The sequence below is a fragment of the Sphingobacterium prati genome, assembly GCF_013167215.1.
Lineage (GTDB): Bacteria > Bacteroidota > Bacteroidia > Sphingobacteriales > Sphingobacteriaceae > Sphingobacterium > Sphingobacterium prati.
In genome coordinates, this window is the sequence record NZ_JABJWY010000038.1 from 572,869 (window position 1) to 591,973 (window position 19,105).

Annotated in this window: 15 protein-coding genes; 2 read left to right on the forward strand and 13 right to left on the reverse strand. The window is 39.8% G+C overall.

Annotation, left to right across the window (positions count from 1 at the left end; all coding sequences use genetic code 11):
- The first annotated feature begins 29 nt into the window (after window positions 1-29).
- Window positions 30-1,646, forward strand: a complete 1,617-nt coding sequence (locus HPC41_RS21825; protein ID WP_288809949.1) for a RagB/SusD family nutrient uptake outer membrane protein — start codon at window positions 30-32, stop codon at window positions 1,644-1,646.
- A 383-nt stretch (window positions 1,647-2,029) separates the two neighbouring features.
- Here the strand turns inward: HPC41_RS21825 and nrdF are convergent, their stop codons facing one another.
- The 4 genes from nrdF to HPC41_RS21845 form a co-directional block, all read right to left on the reverse strand.
- Entirely contained in the window at window positions 2,030-3,016 is a 987-nt protein-coding gene (nrdF, locus tag HPC41_RS21830) for a class 1b ribonucleoside-diphosphate reductase subunit beta (RefSeq protein WP_108634860.1), read from the reverse strand.
- A gap of 132 nt (window positions 3,017-3,148) precedes the next feature.
- Window positions 3,149-5,254, reverse strand: a complete 2,106-nt coding sequence (nrdE, locus tag HPC41_RS21835) for a class 1b ribonucleoside-diphosphate reductase subunit alpha (protein ID WP_172396203.1) — start codon at window positions 5,252-5,254, stop codon at window positions 3,149-3,151.
- The gene (nrdI, locus tag HPC41_RS21840) at window positions 5,214-5,621 is read right to left on the reverse strand and encodes a class Ib ribonucleoside-diphosphate reductase assembly flavoprotein NrdI (protein WP_172396204.1); all 408 of its coding nucleotides are present in this window, start codon (window positions 5,619-5,621) and stop codon (window positions 5,214-5,216) included. Before nrdI ends, nrdE begins: the two co-directional genes overlap by 41 nt.
- A gap of 35 nt (window positions 5,622-5,656) precedes the next feature.
- Complete coding sequence (locus tag HPC41_RS21845; protein WP_172396205.1) at window positions 5,657-5,890, reverse strand: thioredoxin family protein; 234 nt, start codon at window positions 5,888-5,890, stop codon at window positions 5,657-5,659.
- Between the two features lie 357 nt (window positions 5,891-6,247).
- Between HPC41_RS21845 and HPC41_RS21850 the strand changes: the two genes are divergently transcribed.
- Entirely contained in the window at window positions 6,248-8,650 is a 2,403-nt protein-coding gene (locus tag HPC41_RS21850; protein ID WP_172396206.1) for a S9 family peptidase, read from the forward strand.
- Between the two features lie 84 nt (window positions 8,651-8,734).
- Here HPC41_RS21850 and HPC41_RS21855 read toward each other — a convergent pair whose 3' ends face one another.
- The 9 genes from HPC41_RS21855 to ilvC all read right to left on the reverse strand — a co-directional run bounded on the left by HPC41_RS21855 (window position 8,735) and on the right by ilvC (window position 19,095).
- Entirely contained in the window at window positions 8,735-9,250 is a 516-nt protein-coding gene (locus HPC41_RS21855; RefSeq protein ID WP_172396207.1) for a DUF2911 domain-containing protein, read from the reverse strand.
- 380 nt (window positions 9,251-9,630) lie between these two features.
- Window positions 9,631-10,878 (reverse strand): threonine ammonia-lyase IlvA, encoded by a 1,248-nt coding sequence (gene ilvA / locus HPC41_RS21860; RefSeq protein WP_172396208.1) that lies wholly within the window; start codon window positions 10,876-10,878, stop codon window positions 9,631-9,633.
- Window positions 10,879-10,943: 65 nt separating this feature from the next.
- Window positions 10,944-12,107 carry a 2-isopropylmalate synthase gene (locus HPC41_RS21865; RefSeq protein WP_172396209.1) on the reverse strand — a complete coding sequence of 388 codons (1,164 nt, stop codon included), beginning with the start codon at window positions 12,105-12,107 and terminating at the stop codon, window positions 10,944-10,946.
- A 41-nt stretch (window positions 12,108-12,148) separates the two neighbouring features.
- Entirely contained in the window at window positions 12,149-13,222 is a 1,074-nt protein-coding gene (gene leuB / locus HPC41_RS21870) for a 3-isopropylmalate dehydrogenase (protein ID WP_172396210.1), read from the reverse strand.
- 153 nt (window positions 13,223-13,375) lie between these two features.
- Window positions 13,376-14,854, reverse strand: coding sequence for an ATP-binding cassette domain-containing protein (locus HPC41_RS21875; RefSeq protein ID WP_172396211.1), 1,479 nt, complete (start codon window positions 14,852-14,854; stop codon window positions 13,376-13,378).
- Window positions 14,848-15,438 carry a 3-isopropylmalate dehydratase small subunit gene (gene leuD, locus HPC41_RS21880; protein ID WP_172396212.1) on the reverse strand — a complete coding sequence of 197 codons (591 nt, stop codon included), beginning with the start codon at window positions 15,436-15,438 and terminating at the stop codon, window positions 14,848-14,850. The genes HPC41_RS21875 and leuD overlap by 7 nt, the downstream gene beginning before the upstream one ends.
- Before the next feature lie 41 nt (window positions 15,439-15,479).
- Window positions 15,480-16,001, reverse strand: a complete 522-nt coding sequence (locus HPC41_RS21885; protein ID WP_172396213.1) for a PEGA domain-containing protein — start codon at window positions 15,999-16,001, stop codon at window positions 15,480-15,482.
- A 32-nt stretch (window positions 16,002-16,033) separates the two neighbouring features.
- Window positions 16,034-17,431: a 3-isopropylmalate dehydratase large subunit gene (leuC, locus tag HPC41_RS21890; protein ID WP_172396214.1), complete on the reverse strand. Its 1,398-nt coding sequence runs from the start codon at window positions 17,429-17,431 to the stop codon at window positions 16,034-16,036.
- A 182-nt stretch (window positions 17,432-17,613) separates the two neighbouring features.
- Window positions 17,614-19,095 carry a ketol-acid reductoisomerase gene (gene ilvC / locus HPC41_RS21895; RefSeq protein WP_172396215.1) on the reverse strand — a complete coding sequence of 494 codons (1,482 nt, stop codon included), beginning with the start codon at window positions 19,093-19,095 and terminating at the stop codon, window positions 17,614-17,616.
- Window positions 19,096-19,105 lie beyond the last annotated feature (10 nt).

Below are 19,105 nucleotides of genomic sequence, written 5' to 3' on the forward strand. Positions count from 1 at the left end.
TGAGAAATATTGTTAAAATTTTACTTCTAGTGTGTGTAATAAATGCATCAAGTTGTACAAACCTAGATGAAAACGCTTATGATGTTATTGTCGCAGGCGATTTTTATAAGAATAAGAATGAAGTGATATCTGCAGTATTACGACCATATACGCATGCAAATGCATGGATATCGCCCTCAGGGCAGGATGGATGGTGGCGACCTGCAGAGTTATCTGCGGATCAATTGGCCTGGCCAACCAAGGGACGGCATGGAGAAGACGGCGGGAAATGGAAACGGCTACATTATCACACTTGGACAGTAGATGAGGGTGGATTAAACAATGCATGGGTATTGATGTATTGGGGGGTTGGTTTGTGTAATAGTCCCATTGATATTCTTGAAAAATCTGATGTGACGGAGATGGGTTTAACAGATGTCGAGAAAACGGAATTCATCGCCGAACTTAAGCTGCTGCGTGCTTTACATTATTTGAAATTAATGGATCTATTCGGAAACATCCCGATAACGACTAAAGCCCCTAGTACAGCGGAAGAACCATTACCCAAACCTTCTTCTACGAAAGAGGTTTTTGAATTTATTGAAAAGGAAATCTTGGATAATATTGATTCAGCGCCCAAACTATCTAGAGCGATGTTAGGCCGAGTTTCGCAGGCTACAGGTTATGCGATGTTAGTCGAACTGTATTTAAATGCTGAAAAATGGTATGGGCAACCACGATGGGACGATTGTATCGCAGCGGCTGACAAATTGATATCGGGTGCCGGGGGAGGATTGAATGGTGCTATGGCGTTAGACCCTAATATAACAGACGCTTATGTGCCTACGAATGATATGTCCAAGGAAACCATTTTTTCAATTGCCTACGATTATAAAATAGCAGATTTTGCAACTGGATTTCCTGGTGAGTTTTATCATTTCGTACAAAGCGAGATTTACGGTGGCGGAAGAACTGGAAATAATGGTATCGTCTTGATTCCGGGGGTTTTTGGTCAATACAATGAAAAAGATCTGCGAAAAAAAGAATGGTTTTTAAACGGACCGATGGTTAAGTTTGTGGATGGTAAAATTGTGGAAGGATCAGAAGAATATAAAGGAGAACAGCTGGTTTTTGTCGATTATATTCGAAGGGCCAAAACTGGCGGTACATCCTCTACAATGAGCGATGGTGAAGAAAATAGTGGGATCCGTTTTAATAAATATAAACTCGGTAACTCACTTGTGGGGAATGTTAACGGTGTAAAGATACCCGTCGATGAAAATTACAATAATACGGATTGGAACGTCTATCGTTTGAGCTGGATTTATTTTGCGAAAGCAGAGGCCCTGATGCGGAAAAATGGTGGTATTGCATCACAGGAAGCTGTTGATCTAATCAATAGTTGCAAAAAAAGAGCATTTACTGATTCAGATTGGGCTGAACGACAATATACAACAGGTACATTAACGTTGGATGAACTTTTAGCGGAGCGTGGTCGGGAGTTTATTTTCGAGGGATTCAGAAGGCGGGATTTAATTCGTTTTGGTAAATTCCACACGGCAACTTGGTGGGACCACAAGCCGACAACTGAGACAAAGACAGTATTTCCAATACCTCAACAACAAATATCGATGAACCCGAATTTAAAGCAAAATACGGGTTATTGATAGGAACTAGAATAGTAGGTTGAGACAATTGGATTATAGTCTCGATTGTACTTAAGAAAGCCGCTAGTAAGATTTATTAGCGGCTTTTTATGTATCTTAAATTAGCGGACCATGGTGGTACGGGCAAAGGACATGGTGACAAATCTTTGGCAGAAGCCGATATTCCCTCGGTAATGAGGGGACCGGAACCAAAAAGGCAAAGAGATCAAAGGGACAGTCATGATTTATGATATCACTCCAACCTTGGCTTGGTTGTTCGGTGCCCCGATGGATGCCGCTTGGCGTGGTCAGGCTATTAAAGCCTTTCAGCAATAATTATATTCCAATTAAAACGTCCCAAAGAATACCATTCTTTGGGACGTTTATTGATTTGTCAATCAATATTATATATCTACGAGGACATCCATTTTAAAGTCATCATCTTTCAGATGGACAATCTCGGTAGCTTTTTCGTAGTTTGTTGATTTCTTGGAGAAGAAGTCATGTTGTGTCGTTTCTGTATTCAAGCCATTCAATACAATTGGGTTGACTTGTTTTACCTCAAAGATCGGATCAAAACCTAAGTTCATCAATGCCTTGTTTGCATTGTAACGAACATATTCTTTAACCTCAGCAGTCAAACCTACTTCAGTATAGATCTCTTCGGTATATTTCAGTTCGTTTTCATATAAGTTATAAAGTAAAGCCAAGAAACGTGCTTTCACCTGATCTTGATTCTTTAATTTTTTGAATTGATCTTGTGCCATCAAGCCTACGAACACACCGTGAATAGATTCGTCAGCGATGATTTTCTTAATAATATCTGCTGAGGCAACCATCTCACCTTGGCCACATAACCATAAGGGTAGGAAGAAGCCAGAGTAGAATAAGAAGGATTCCAACAAAACAGAAGCAGCCATAGCCATATAGATCTCCTCATCAGAGGCATCTTCTTTATCGATGGCACGGTAATAACCGTCAATCATCTGCGCTTTGTATTGCAGGTATTTATTTTGTTGAACCCACTCGAAGATATCATTGATTTCAGCTGTCGTTGAAACCGTTGTGAAAATTGTGGAATATGATTTTGCGTGAATGGCTTCCATCATACACATATAGGACAGTACAGCTTTATTTTGTAAAGTATCTATATGGTCGATAATTTTTGGCATACCTGTATGACTCTGCAAGGTATCTAACAGGGTCAAACCACCTAATGCTTTTTTATAGGCATCTTTCATTTCTGGGCTGATACGTTTCCAACTATCGATATCTTTTGATGGAATGTATTCGGTGTCAATCCAGAATTGACGAATATTTTGTTCCCAGAACATCAATACATAATCATTCTCGGGCGTATTCCAATTGACAGCTTTATATGTTTTACTCATTTTTAGTTTAAAGTATTAGGCATTTATTATCATGTATTTGGATTACTGTTTTTAGAAAAGCCAAAAGCTACCAATGGCGTAGGCAACTTTTGACTTTCTTCCATTATATATCCAAATACTAAAATCTCAAAATTAAGCTGAACAAGAGACACATTCGTCGATGGTCGATTTTCTTGTCCGTGTATAATAAAGGGATTTTAATCCCAATTTATGCGCATAGATATAATATCTAGACAAATCTCTTGTGGAGTCTTTCGAATTGGTATGCAAAATGGTAGACACACCTTGGTCAATATGACGTTGGATGACCGAAATCAATTTCAATACTTTGAACTGATCCATATCGTAAGCCGATTTGAAATAGAAATAATTATCATTTGTCAAATATGGCATTGGATAATAGGTTGTACTATCCCCATATTCGCGCACTTCAATAATATCCACAATTGGCATGACAGACGCTGTAGCATTCATGATATAGGAAGTAGATTGATTTGGAGCAATCGCCAAACGGTACGCATGGTAGATACCATGTTCTTTGATTTTTGCTTTTAATTCTAACCAATCTTCAACAGTTGGAATGTGTATACCTTCAAACAATTCAGTTACCTTAGCTGTTTTTGGAAGGTAGTCACGGTTCACGTAATTATTGAAATAAGTGCCATCTGCATAAGCTGATTTCTCAAATCCAACAAATGTTTTTCCACGTTCTTTTGCAATTTCCATGGATGCTTCTAATGAATAGTAGTTCATCATCATGAAGAATGTATTGGCAAAGTCCAATGCTTCATTAGATTCATACATAATAAAGCTTTTTGCCAAATATCCATGTAGATTCATCGCTCCAAGTCCTACAGAATGCAATTCGCGATTTGCTTTTGCAATAGAAGGAACCATATCGATGTTAGTTACATCTGTGACAACTGTTAAAGCTCGCATAGCTGTCTTAACCGTTTCTTTGATGCGCTTGTTGTCCATCACCGTAGCGATATTCAATGAACCTAGGTTACAGGAAATACCATAACGGATCGTATCTTGCTTGCCATAAATCTCGATATCCGATACCTGTGATACCTGCATAATCTCAGTACATAGATTCGAGAATTTGACCTGACCGATTTCATTCAGAGCATGGACGCGATTGGTGTTTTCTTTGAAGAAAATATAAGGGTAACCAGATTCTTTTTGTGTCTGCGCAATCTTAACCAACAGGTGACGCGCGTTGATTTTTTTCTTTTTGACGTTTGGATTGGTGATTAACTCGTCATACATCTTGTCCATATCCATTTCGTCCAAGAATTGCCCATACTCCTGCACTACTGTATGGGGGTAAATCAAATAACAAGGTTCGTCTTTCTCCGCCAATTCCATGAATTTATCTGGGACGATAATACCGATCGAAAGTGATTTGATACGTACTTTTTCGTCCACATTGATTTTTTTACAATCAAGGAACTCCTCAATGTCAGAGTGAAAGATATTCAAATATACTGCTCCAGCACCTGGGCGCTGCCCCAATTGGTTCGCATATGAGAATGTATCTTCCATGATTTTCATGATCGGAAGTACCCCTCCGGCACGGCCTTCAACACCTTTGATCGCTTCTCCACGTGCACGGATTTTGGAGATATTGAATGAAACTCCACCACCGATGGAAGATAACTTCATTGCAGAATCAACCGCATAACCGATACCGTTTAGATTATCACCGATTTCATCCAAGAAACAAGATACCAATTCGCCAGAACGTTTTTTACCTGCATTGAGGAATGTTGGCGTTGCAGGCTGGTACTCTTGGTTGATCATGATCTCTGCATATTCAATCGCTTTTTTTACACCTTCTTCACGCGCTAGGAATAGGGATACCGCAACAACGCGGTCTTCATAGCGCTCTAAGAATTTTTCACCAGAGTCATCACGAAGTGCATAGCTCTGGAAGAATTTAAAGGCTGCCATAAAGGATTCGAAACGGAATTTTTTAGCATACACATAGTTGAATACTTCTTCCATTTCTTCAAATGTAAACGATTGATAAAAATCAATATAATAATTGTTTTCTATCAAATAGTCTATTTTTTCTTTCAATGTATAAAAGAACACCGTGTTCTTATTTACATATTCCAGGAAATATGCACGAACAGCTTCCTTATCTTTATGTAAGCTGAATTCGTCATCATGCTTAATCATGATTTCATTATTAAGCAATATCCAGTTTTTTGCTACTTCGTTTGCTACCATCGCAAAAGTTCTTTAAGATGTCAATAAATTGGTTTATATCTTCCATTGTTCCGGACAATTCAAATTTGAACGCCAGTGGAATGTCGAAATCCTGTGAAATGCGATCAGCCGCCAAACCGAAATTTGGCCCCCAGTTGCGGTTACCACTTGAGGTAACGGAATAGATATTTTTTGCTTCTCGTTTCATGAATTCTTTTGTGTTTTCGGGCACCTGTCCAAAATTTGTGGTGAATGTGACCAAATGACCTGGGTGATTTACCGCAAGGTCAGCGTTGATTTTATGAATTTGCCAACCTGTGATCTGGGCGACTTTATCCATAAAACGCTGTACGTTACCCGTTCTGGAATCGTAATAAATGTGTATCATATTGTTGTTCTTATTTTAATGATACCTTCAATTTATTAAAGTGCAATGGCAGCCAATTCTTCTGGTTTAAAGCCAATGATACGGTGTTGAATTTCTTCATTTTCCAATACGATCACTGTTGGAACCGTACGGATTTTGAATTTTGCGGCCAAGTCAGGTTCATCAAAAGGATTAACCGTTTCATATTGGATACCTTTTTGATCCAAATAAGCCGATACTTGTGCACAAGGGGCACAATCATTTTTCTCAAATTTGATAATTCTTGCCATGTTTGTATGTTTATTTTTTTAATCCAATCTTCGTAGAAAAAGAAAGGTCGTTACTTCGTTGAATTGCCAATTCTTTCATTAGCTTAACAAATATCACATATTTTCTTGCGAAGCGGTAGTTTGACTTTTCCACATTTTGGGCAAAAGTTTGTCACAGGATGCGTTTGTTGCTAGTTGTCTTTATTAATCAATTGATAATCTATTGTTTACAAATGTGGATAACTTTAAATCATGAAATTTTACCTGCTTTTTACTAAACAATTTAAGTTTAATTTTAGTGTCATAAAACGGCTACAGTACTTGTTTTTTTTTCATAAATTTATTACTTTTTATTGCCCTAATTTGCAAAATAAATTTATGAAGAAGCTATGCTATGGTCTCTTGCTATTATTGTCTCTAAAAGCACAGGCGCAAGAGAATATTACCTTTCAAAAACCGACTTCCGAAATTTTGGCTTTGGCCGATTTTATCCGCCCCCCTCAAATAAAGATGTCAAGTGATAACAAATGGATGTTATTCAGCTACCGTGCGACCTATAAGAGTTTGGCGGAACTGGGGCAGGAAGAAATGAAACTTGCAGGATTGCGAATCAATCCCCGTACAAATATGGAAAGTTCAACCCTGTTTTTCGAAAAGATCGGGTTGAAGAGAATCGGGCAACAAACTGAATATACAGATTTTGAAGGAATGCCAAAAATGCCTTCCTTATCCAATTTTGTATTTTCTCCTGACAATAGCCGCCTAGCATTTACCAATACAAATGATGCCGGAACGGCCCTGTTTGTATTGGATTTAACGACAAAGACCGTCAAGCAGTTGACAGCTTACAATCTAAATGCCACATTGGATGCCCCCTTTCATTGGTTAAGTAATTCCAAGCGGTTAATTATTACAGCCTTGCCAAAAGAGAAAAAAGCCTTATTGGATCCTTCTAAAGATCTACCTACTGGACCTGTGGTGTCAACGAGCGATGGTAAGGTATCGCAATTAAGGACCTATCAGGATCTTTTAAAAAATCCCCAGGATGAGCAGAATTTTGAAACACTGGTGGAATCCAATTTACAGTTTGTGGATTTGGATGGGACAATTTCTCATTTTAAAGATAAAGGTATCTACACAGGGCTTACTTTTTCGCCAAATGGTGCTTATGTGATGGTAACAACAATAATGAAACCATATTCTTATGTCGTGCCGGCTTCCCGTTTCCCGCAACAGACGCGCATCTATGACCTATCCGGAAAAGAGATTGCTTTGGTTAATGAAGTACCTTTAACAGAGGTCATGCCGAAAGGGTTTTCTTCGACACGTCCAGGAAGACGGTCTTTGCAATGGCGGGACGACCAACCCGCAACCTTAGCTTATGTTGAAGCTTTGGACAGCGGTGACGCTAGTAAAGCCGCAGAATTTCGTGATGCTCTTTACACATTGGATTACCCTTATCAAGGCGATGGAAAGCTAATTTTCAAAACCAAAGACCGATACGCGGGCGTTGTGTGGGGCAACGATAAGTATGCCTTGGTCCATTCGCAATGGTATGACACCCGCAACACCAAGACTTTTGTTGTCAACCCTTCGACCGGTGAATCGAAATTGTTGCATGATCGAAATAGTCAGGACCTCTATAATGATCCGGGTACAGTACATCAGGAAAAAAATGCATTTGGAACCTACAGCATGTATATCGACAAGGATAAAACCTTGTTTGTGGGCAAAGGTTTTACCAAAGAAGGGGAGTTCCCTTTTGTCGAAGAATTGGACCTGCAAACGTTAAAGAAAAAACGATTGTATACGGCTGCCACATCTGAGTTACAGGAACGGATCGGAGCGATTGTAAACCCAAAGACTGGCGAACTGTTGGTCTCACTTCAATCGCCATCGGTCTATCCAAATTATTACCTCAAAAATATGAAATCTGGCAAGCAGGTGGCATTGACAACATTGGAAAACCCTTTTAGATCGCTTGAAAAAGTACATAAGGAAATCTTAAATTATAAGCGTAAGGATGGTGTGGAGCTCTCGGGTACCTTGTATCTGCCTGCTGGTTACGATTTTGACAAAAAGGAAAAATTACCCTTGCTGATGTGGGCTTATCCGCGGGAATATAAGAACAAAAGCACAGCTGGTCAAAGCACAGCAAATCCGAAAGAGTTTACATTTCCAAGTTATGGATCTTTTATATATTGGGTTTCCAAAGGATACGCCGTCTTGGATAATGCCGCATTTCCGATTGTGGGTGAAGGAAAGAAAGAACCTAACGACAGCTTTATCGAGCAGTTGGTAGCCAATGCTGAAGCGGCAATAAATGCGGTTGATAAACTTGGCTATATTGACCGAAAAAAAGTAGCTGTAGGCGGGCATTCGTATGGCGCCTTTATGACGGCGCATTTATTGTCCAATTCAAAACTATTCGCAGCAGGAATTGCCCGTTCAGGAGCCTATAACCGCACGTTGACACCTTTTGGTTTTCAAAGCGAACAGCGAAATTTTTGGGATGACCCAAAGCTGTATATGACCATGTCTCCATTTGTAAGCGCTGACCGTATGAAGACCCCTTTATTGCTTGTGCATGGCGGAGCTGATAATAACCCGGGCACATTTACCTTACAGACAGAGCGTTATTTTCAAGCCTTAAAAAACCTAGGTGCGCCTGTACGCATGGTTATTCTGCCACGGGAAGCTCATGGTTATGTGGCTAAAGAGAATATCTTCCACCTCCTATGGGAACAGGACCAATTTCTGGAAAAATACTTGAAGAATTAATAGTAGAAAATTATAAAATAAATAAAAAACGGACATTTTGCGCATGAAGCAAATGTCCGTTTTTTATTTATTGAATTCGATCAGTTAATTACTGGCTTTCACCTTAAAGGGAACCACATATTCTCCCCATTCCAAGGATACAGTGCCTTCTGGTGTAGCATTTATCTTAAACTGCTCTTGCGCATTGCTGTTTGTGCCGTTGCTGACCGAAACGCGTAGCGCATCGTCCTTGGCGTCATATTTTGTTCCCCATTGGTCCCATACTTTGCTGAACATAAGAGTTGTTTCGTGTTCTCCGGGGATACTATAGAGGCCATATTTTCCCGCTGCTAGTTTTTTACCTTCGACCAGTACATCTTTGTCGAATTCGATGGTGGTCGCTTCATTGGCACCTGTACGCCAGACTTTTCCTACGGGAGCGATATCAACACCGAGCTGACGGCCTTTAAGTGAAGGACGGCTATAATTGATGTCGATCGTAACCCCATCAGTTGTGGTTACCTTGGTGTTGTCTGGAGGACTCGGACGTTTGCTTTTGTCTGTCTGGGCAAAGCTCAATTGGCCAATTAAGGTCAAGATTGTTAAGATTAGTACTCTCATAGTATGCTTATTTTTGATTAAACACCTAAATATAAGATTTTTATCTACGAAAGCAGTGTAATTTTATCGATAAATTAAATGTATACATTAATCAGGTCTATCTCTTATATTAAGAAGAAATATAATGCTGTTCGAATCTACGGCTATTCGTCGAAGTTAGGCGATTAAAATCACTTTACCAGTGTTGGAAATTCTTTCGTATATTATGTATACAATAAAGGATCACCTCATTCCTACAAAGTTGACAGTTGATGCATCGCTGTGAAGAGCTTCGGAGATGAACTAATTGTTGTGCTTGATTTTTCTGTACCAAAATGCCCTCAAAAAGCATTTTGTCTAGCTTTTGAGGGCACTGTATTTAAATCGTCGATTTTTGTTTTTTATACCAAATATTCGAATAATGTTTGGTCTTTATTGATTTCAATTACATCAAATTTGTACTCTTTCATACGGGTAATTAAGGTATCATAATCCTCGGGTTTGTTGAGTTCAATGCCGACTAGGGCAGGACCACGTTCCCGTTCCGTTTTTTTGATAAATTCAAATCTGGTAATATCGTCTTTAGGTCCCAATACTTCGGAGACGAAAAGTTTTAATGCTCCCGGACGTTGTGGGAAGCGGACGATAAAATAATGCTTATATCCTTCATAAAGTAAGGACAGTTCTTTGATCTCGCTCATCCGGTCGATATCATTATTCCCGCCAGATATGATACAGACTACTTTCTTGCCTTTAATTTCATCTTTGTGGAATTCTAACGCTGCGACGGAAAGTGCTCCAGCTGGTTCGACGACGATGGCGTCTTTATTATAGAGTTCTAAGATACAGGTACAGATTTTACCTTCTGGAATAGAGCGTGTATCATCCAATAATTGCTTGGCAATATCAAATGTTATTGCACCGATTTTTTTTACAGCAGCGCCATCGACAAATTTGTTGATCTGTTCCAGTTCAATCGGTGCTCCGTTTTCCAGTGCGGCCTGCATGGACGGTGCGCCTTCCGGTTCGACTCCATAACATTTGATCGCTTTATTTTTGCTTTTCAGGTAATAGCTAGCTCCTGCAGCTAGTCCGCCGCCACCGATCGGAATAAATATGACATCCATGTCGGGAAGATCCTGAAGCGCCTCGACGGCTACAGTGCCTTGTCCTTCCACGACTTTAAGATCATCAAATGGGGGAATAAAAGTCATACCATGCTCTTGGGTGTAAGCCAGGGCAGCTTTTTGACAATCGTCAAAAGTATCTCCGGTCAACACAATTTCAACATTGCCATTGCCCCACATTTCGGTCTGCGAAATTTTTTGACGTGGCGTTGGGCCAGGCATAAAAATAACACCTTTAATACCCAGTTTGTTGCAAGAAAAAGCTACTCCCTGAGCGTGATTGCCAGCACTTGCGCAAACCACACCGCGCTGTCTTTCTTCGTCTGTCAGGGAGATAATCTTATTATAAGCACCGCGCAATTTATAGGAACGTACCACTTGTAGATCTTCTCGTTTGAGATAGACTTCGGCACCATATTTTTCGGATAAATGTCGGTTATATTGTAAAGGCGTACGATTGACCACCGATTTGATGCGTTCGAGCGTAGCTTCTGAATTAATGTTTAGCGTTGATAGATCCATTTTTTTACAGGATGATTAAGGTTGTATTTTGATGAAAAAAGGCTGCAGATGCAGCCTTCCATTTTCTATATCTTTTCTTGGATGAGGCTTTTTAGGTCATCATCACAAATATTTTTCTTTTCGTCAGCTAAAAGCAAAAAACGTTGATAACAATCTGCCAGATCATCTTTTTCAAGATGGAAACCTAAGCGCTCTAAATGGTGTTTAAGCGCGTGTCTTCCTGAACGGGCTGTTAAGATAATGTCTGCTTCGTCAAGGCCCACATCTTCTGGTCGGATGATTTCGTAATTTTCACGATGCTTCAAGAAGCCGTCTTGGTGGATACCTGAACTATGTGCAAAGGCATTACGGCCTACAATCGCTTTATTGGGTTGCACAGGCATGTTCATCATTTCACTGACCTTACGCGATAGATAGGTAAACATACGGCTATCGATATTTGAAGTTAAACTTCCGAACGCTTGGTTATGCACCTTAAGGATCATCGCAACTTCTTCCAAAGAAGTATTACCTGCGCGTTCGCCAATACCATTGATGGTACATTCTACCTGACGGGCTCCATTTTGTATGGCAGCGATGGAGTTGGCTGTAGCAAGACCTAAATCATTGTGACAATGCGCCGAGATAATTGCTTGATCAATATTACGAACATGTTCCTTAAGATACTTGATTTTAGCCCCATATTGATCTGGCAAACAATAACCGTTGGTATCAGGAATGTTGACAACCGTAGCACCTGCAGCAATAACAGATTCAATCATTTTAGCCAAAAATTCCAAATCTGCACGACCTGCATCCTCTGCGTAGAACTCGACATCTTCGACATAGGATTTGGCATGTTTTACAGCTGCAACAGCACGTTCTAAAATTTCTTCTCTCGTGCTGTTGAATTTATATTTGATATGCATGTCCGAAGAACCAATACCAGTATGGATACGTGGGCGTTTAGCATATTTTAATGCCTCGGCAGCTACATCAATATCGTTTTGATTGGCACGGGTCAATGCACATATAATGACATCGTTTACCGCTTTAGATAATTCTACCACCGATTGAAAATCACCAGGGCTAGACACTGGGAAACCGGCTTCGATAATATCCACCCCTAGTTTTTCCAGGTCTTTAGCAATCTCAATTTTCTCTGGAGTAGTTAATTGGCAGCCTGGTACCTGTTCGCCATCACGTAAAGTGGTGTCGAAAATGTAAAGATGATTAGGATCGTGTAACATAATTTCTTAATTCAAAAGATTTACAAATTAAAAAGGGTATACTATTTAATAAACTCCAATACTTTTTCACCCATTTCTTGAGTACCTAAGATTTTTGAAGCTTCTGTGCTGCTGTTGGCAATATCACCGGTTCTCCAACCAGCTTTTAATGTTTCAGCAACAGCATTGGTAACCGTTTTAGCTTCCTCCTGTAGACCAAAACTAATATCAAGCATCAAGGCTGCAGATAAAATTGACGCCAATGGATTTGCTTTATTCTGACCCGCGATATCATGCGCCGAACCGTGGATAGGCTCAAAGAAGCCGGTACCATCGCCCACAGAAGCCGAGGCTAACATCCCCATTGATCCAGCAATCTGTGAAGCCTCGTCCGTCAGGATATCGCCAAAAAGATTTGCGGTTAATACCACATCAAATTTTCTCGGATTCTTAACCAATTGCATTGCTGCGTTGTCGATAAACATGTGTTCAGTTTCAACGTCTGGGTATTCTTTTGCAATTTCCTGGACAACTTCTCTCCATAGGCGAGATGTCTCCAGTACATTAGCTTTGTCGACAGAACATAATCTCTTGTTTCGTGTACGTGCCGCATCAAAAGCTTTGCGTGCGATACGCTCAACTTCATAGCGGTGATAGTTCATCAAATCTGATGCGAAGGTGTTGTCCTCATTGCGGTTTTTCTCTCCAAAATACACGTCACCTGTCAGCTCACGGAAAAATAGAATATCTGTTCCTTTTAAGATCTCAGGTTTTAAACTCGAAGCATCCAATAATTCATCAAATAAAAGGATAGGACGAAGATTGGCATATAGGCCTAATTCTTTACGAATCTTCAGCAAGCCCTGTTCTGGTCTTACTTTAGCCGAAGGATCGTTGTCGTACTTAATATGTCCGATTGCACCAAAAAGGATGGCATCAGAAGCTTTCGCTTTCTCCAACGTTTCGTCTGGAAGTGGATTACCTGTAGCCTCAATAGCCGTATGTCCCATGATCGCTTCATCAAAACTGAATTCATGGACATAATTTTCACCAATCTTTTCTAAAACTTTTTTACCCCAGGTGGTTACCTCTTGGCCAATACCATCTCCAGGTATGATTAAAATATTTTTCTTCATTGTTTTATTTAGTATTGAGATATTAGATCGGAGTATTGAGATTTTAGTTGTACAAGCCAATGGCTTATTAAATTAAACGTCTCTCTTAGGGATTTTTCCTATCCATTGTCTACTATCTATAATCTATTATTTAATTAACGTTTTCCACATTTTCTATGTTGATAAAGCCTCTTTTTTGTGGATAACTTGTTCTACCGATTTAATTTCCCCTTTTTCCAATATGATCCTATTGTCTATACAGGAAGGTAATTGGCTTTGAAAATGACCCACATAGATGAGGGTTTGGCCACTTTTACTCAAGTCATCAATGACGTCGTTGAAATATTGGCTTTGCTCTCTGTCCAAGCCCTGGCAGGGTTCATCCAAAATCAGCAATTCTGGATGTTTCACGATCGTACGAGCCAATAAGGCCAAGCGTTGTTGGCCTAAAGGCAATGATCCCAGTGTTTTGTGTTTTACCTCTTGAAGGTCAAAAAAATGAAGAATTTGCTCCAACTTTTGCTGTTGTTCAAATCCTAATCGTTGGTAGAGACTCATGGAATCAAAAAAACCAGAAGCAATAGTCTGTCCAACGTTGGCATTCATGTCGTAGTACCAATGTAATTCGGGGGATATGATACCCAGGTGTTCTTTGATGTCCCAGATACTTTCTCCCGATCCTCTTTTTTTACCGAAAAGATGGATATCATTGGCATATGCTTGTGGGTGGTCTCCGTTGATGAGACTAAGTAAAGTCGATTTTCCAGAGCCATTGTGACCTTGCAATAGCCATTTTTGGCCTGCCCTCACTTCCCAGTCAATATTCTTTAAGACTTGTTTTTCGCCATAAGAGATATTGATCTTGCTCATCTTTACCATAACCTCAGAAGATACTTTAGGAGCCTGTTGCAGAAAATAGGGCAGTGCCTTTCTTGTTCGTGGCAAACCCTTAGAAATTTCTTCACTACTTTGACGCATGGCAATTTTACCATCCTGGATCTCTGCAAAACGATTGATACAATCAGGTTGTTCATCATCATTGCTAATGAGCAACAATGAAACGCCTTTGTCTGCAAGCAGATCAAAGATTTGATTCAGATCTTTTCTTGATTGTACGTCCAAACCTGTATAAGGTTGATCGATGACAAGCACCTGAGGTTGAAGCCACAGCGCTTTGACCAACTGTAATCGTTTATGCTCGCCACTTGAAAGCTCAATCAGTTGTTGATCTTTGAAATTTTCGAATCCAAAAATTGTCAGGTAGGCGGTTACGTCCTCAAAAGAAAGCTGTTCTTCTTTTTCAAAATATTTTAATTCAGCAAAAACGGTCAATGTATCGTTTTTTGCAAATTTGTTGTATCGCTGTTGATAATAGAAATTACGGTCACCTTCGAGATTGGTAAACTGAAACCAATTGGAAACGTAATGAATTTTTGCTGGTAGTGGACTATTCGGATCAGGATTAAAGGTTATTGTGCCTTCATATTTCAATTGTCCAGCAATAGCTTTTGCAAGCGTTGTTTTTCCCGTGCCGCTGGGACCGCCTAAGATCCATTGCTCGCCAGGAAAAATTTGCCAATTTAAGCCCTGCAGCACGGTATCTTTACCATGTTGAATAGTTAAATTGGCAATATGGACGACTGGGTCTACCATTTTCTTATTGTCTCAAAAGATTCGATTAACTCTTTTTGATTAAGGATAAAGTCAATATCATCGTATCCATTAATCAAACATGACTTTTTATAGGGATTAATCTCAAATTCAAATTGATCACCAGTCTCTGTTAACATCACTGTTTGCTTTTCGAGATCAACGATAATTGCTGTGTTTGGGTTTTGCTGTACCAATTCGAAAATTTTTGCCAAAAATTCTTCGGTAACCTGTATGGGCAATACACCATTATTAAGGGCATTACCTTTAAAGATGTCGGCAAAAAATGAACTGATGACAACATCAAAACCGTAATCTTGAATTGCCCAGGCAGCGTGCTCACGACTGGATCCGCAACCAAAGTTTTTGCCGGCAACCAATATTTTACCCGAATAGGTTGGGTTGTTTAATACGAAATCAGCTTTAGGCTGGTTGTCGCTATCAAAACGCCAATCGCGGAATAAATTGTCTCCAAAGCCTTCCCTTGTGGTCGCCTTTAGAAAACGTGCCGGTATGATCTGATCGGTATCAATATTTTCAATAGGTAGTGGAACTACCTGTGAAGTTAAAGTTTCAAATTTTTTCATTTTTTTTAAAGTCAAAATAAAAAACCAAGAGCTTTTAAATATTAGCTTTCTGTTTTTTTATCTGTTTTATTTTCAGTCGAACTATAGTTGTTTAAAACCTTTTCCCGTTGTTGTTCGTACTCCTCTTTGGTGATAAGCTTGTCATCGTACATCTTTTTAAGCTCTTGTAATTTTGCTGATAGTGATGTATCCGTTATTGCTTCCTTTTTTGCCCCTGCACCTAAAGGTATTAGTTCGTAGGTATGTTGGTCTTTATATTTCATTGTCCATAGAAATGGAACCAAGACAAAAATACCACCTATAATGGCACCGACATCCGCTTTTTCGTTTCGTGAGAAGCTTGTCGAAAAAGGCTCATAACCCTCTTTTTCTATTTTCACGTCCGTTGTACTACCGACAATTTTAGTGTCCTTATACGAATATGGTGTTGTACCAGCATATTCTCCCTGAATATAAACTTTTGCACCAATAGGATTGGATTGAATTAACGTTTTGCTTGCGCAACTGGTAAAAAGTGTCGCCCCTGCTAAGATGATAGATGTGATCTTAATATTACTTTTCATTTTTTAGATTAATATATGCTATAATTTATTTTTTAGATCAACTCTCTTACATCCGTTACTTTACCTGTTACTGCTGCTGCTGCTGCTGTCAATGGAGATACTAGCATAGTGCGGGCATTAGGCCCTTGGCGTCCTTCGAAATTTCTATTGGAAGTGGAGACACAATATTTTCCAGCAGGGATTTTATCCTCGTTCATACCTAAACATGCCGAACAGCCTGGTTCACGTAGTTGGAATCCAGCGGCTTCAAATATTTTATCTAAGCCTTCTTCTTTAGCTTGTTTTTCCACTTGTTTGGAGCCTGGTACGATCCATACTTCGACGTCATGCGCTTTCTGTTTTCCTTTAACAAATGACGCTACTTCACGTAGATCTTCGATACGAGAGTTTGTACAGCTTCCAATGAAGACGTAATCAACGCGATTTCCTAAGACTGTCGAATCGTCTTTAAAGCCCATGTAGTCCAGTGCTTTTTGATAAGATGGTCTTTCGGATTCAGGTTGTGCGTTTGTGGCTGGAATATGTTCGGCAATACCCATACCCATTCCTGGGTTTGTACCATAGGTAATCATTGGAGCAATATCAGCGGCATCAAAAGTCAAGACTTTATCAAAGATGGCATCTTCGTCAGAATACAATGTCTTCCAGTACGCTAAGGCTTTGTCCCATTCTTTTCCTTTTGGCGCGAATTCACGACCTTCCACATAATCAAAAGTGATCTGATCCGGTGCAATAAGTCCACCACGTGCGCCCATTTCTATACTCATGTTACAGATGGTCATGCGCGCCTCCATACTCAAGGAGCGGATTGCGGAACCAGCATATTCGATAAAATAACCTGTACCGCCGGCAGCTGAAATTTTGGAGATGATATAGAGGATGATATCTTTTGCTCCAACGCCCTTTTGAAGGGTACCGTTAACTTCGATTTTCATTGTTTTAGGCTTGGATTGCAATAAACATTGCGTCGCAAAGACCTGTTCAACCTGAGAAGTTCCAATACCAAAAGCAATAGCTCCAAAAGCACCGTGTGTGGAAGTATGGCTATCACCACAAACCATCGTTTTACCGGGTAGTGTGATACCCAGCTCTGGACCAATTACGTGTACAATCCCTTGATAAGGATGCCCCAAACCATATAATTCAATACCAAATTCAGCACAATTTTTGGTCAGCATATCGACTTGATATCTCGATAACTCTTCTTTGATCGGCAAATGTTGGTTGAGTGTCGGCACGTTGTGGTCGGCAGTAGCTACCGTTTGTTTTGGACGAAAGACTGGAATTCCTCTTTTGCGTAAGCCATCAAAAGCCTGTGGTGAAGTAACCTCATGAATCAAGTGGGTATCGATATACAAGATATCTGGAAACCCTTCTTCACGCTTGACGACGTGAGCATCCCAAATCTTTTCTACTAATGTTTTTGACATTTTTATTTCTCTCTTATGTTATTTTTATATTTATCAAGGTGATATTGTAAATGTCTCAATATCACCTTGATTTTAATATACTAAATTACGAAATATTCATGATTTTACGGCATGTATATGGATGGAATTCATCGGGATATTCCATCCGGCCATTCGACAATAAATAATCTCGTATGTGTTTTTTATACAGTTTTGATCGCTTTCATAGCAGTCATAGCTTTGCGCAATTTACGACCAACGATTTCAACTGGATGATCCCGTAAAATTTCATTGATGACAACTAATTGTGCATTATCAACCGCTGCATCTTTACCTTCGTTAAAGTTTTTACCTACTAAATCGGTGTCAACAGTTTTCATGAAGTCGGCCAACAATGGTTTACAAGCTTGGTCGAATAGGTAACATCCGTATTCTGCTGTATCAGAGATAACGCGGTTCATTTCGAACAATTTCTTACGAGCAATTGTATTGGCAATCAATGGTGTTTCATGCAATGATTCGTAGTATGCCGATTCAGGTTTGATACCCGCTTCAACCATTGTTTCGAAGGCTAATTCCACACCAGCACGGATGAAAGCAACCATTAGCGTGTAGTTGTCAAAGTATTCTTGCTCGTTGATTTTAACGTCACCAGCAGGTGTTTTTTCGAAAGCAGTTTCACCTGTTTCAGCTCTCCATTTTAATAAGTTGGCGTCACCATTTGCCCAATCTTCCATCATCGTCTTACTAAAATGACCTGACATGATATCGTCTTGGTGTTTTTGGAACAATGGGCGCATGATATCTTTTAATTCTTCAGAGATCTCAAAAGCTTTCACTTTTGCTGGATTGCTCAAACGGTCCATCATACCGCTTACACCACCATGTTTTAGGGCTTCAGTAATCACTTCAACACCATATTGGACTAATTTGGAGGCGTAACCCGCTTCAATCCCTTTTTCGATCATTTTATCGAATGATAGGATTGAACCAGTTTGCAACAAACCACAAAGGATTGTTTGCTCACCCATTAAATCTGATTTTACTTCAGCGACGAATGAAGATTTCAATACACCGGCTTTGTGTCCGCCTGTTCCAACACAATATGCTTTTGCTTCTGCCCAACCTTTTCCTTGTGGATCATTTTCTGGGTGAACAGCGATTAAAGTAGGTACACCAAAACCACGAAGGTATTCAGCACGTACCTCAGAACCTGGACATTTTGGTGCTACCATGATCACCGTAATATCCTTACGGATTTGCATACCTTCCTCAACAATGTTGAAACCGTGTGAATAAGACAAGGTTGCGCCTTCTTTCATCAACGGCATAACCGCATTGATCACCGAAGTATGTTGTTTATCTGGAGTCAAGTTAATGACCAAATCCGCCGTTGGAATCAATTCTTCGTAAGTTCCTACGTTGAAGTTGTTGTCCGTAGCGTTTTTCCAAGAATCTCTTTTTTGTTCAATAGCTTCTTTACGTAAAGCGTAAGATACGTCCAATCCGCTATCTCTTAAGTTTAAACCTTGGTTCAAGCCTTGTGCACCACATCCTACGACTACGATTTTTTTACCTTTTAACGCATTTACACCATCAGTGAACTCCGTGTTGTCCATGAATTCAGCATGACTTAATTGTTCTAACTGCTCTCTAAGCGGTAAGGTGTTGAAATAATTTGCCATTGTTTTACTT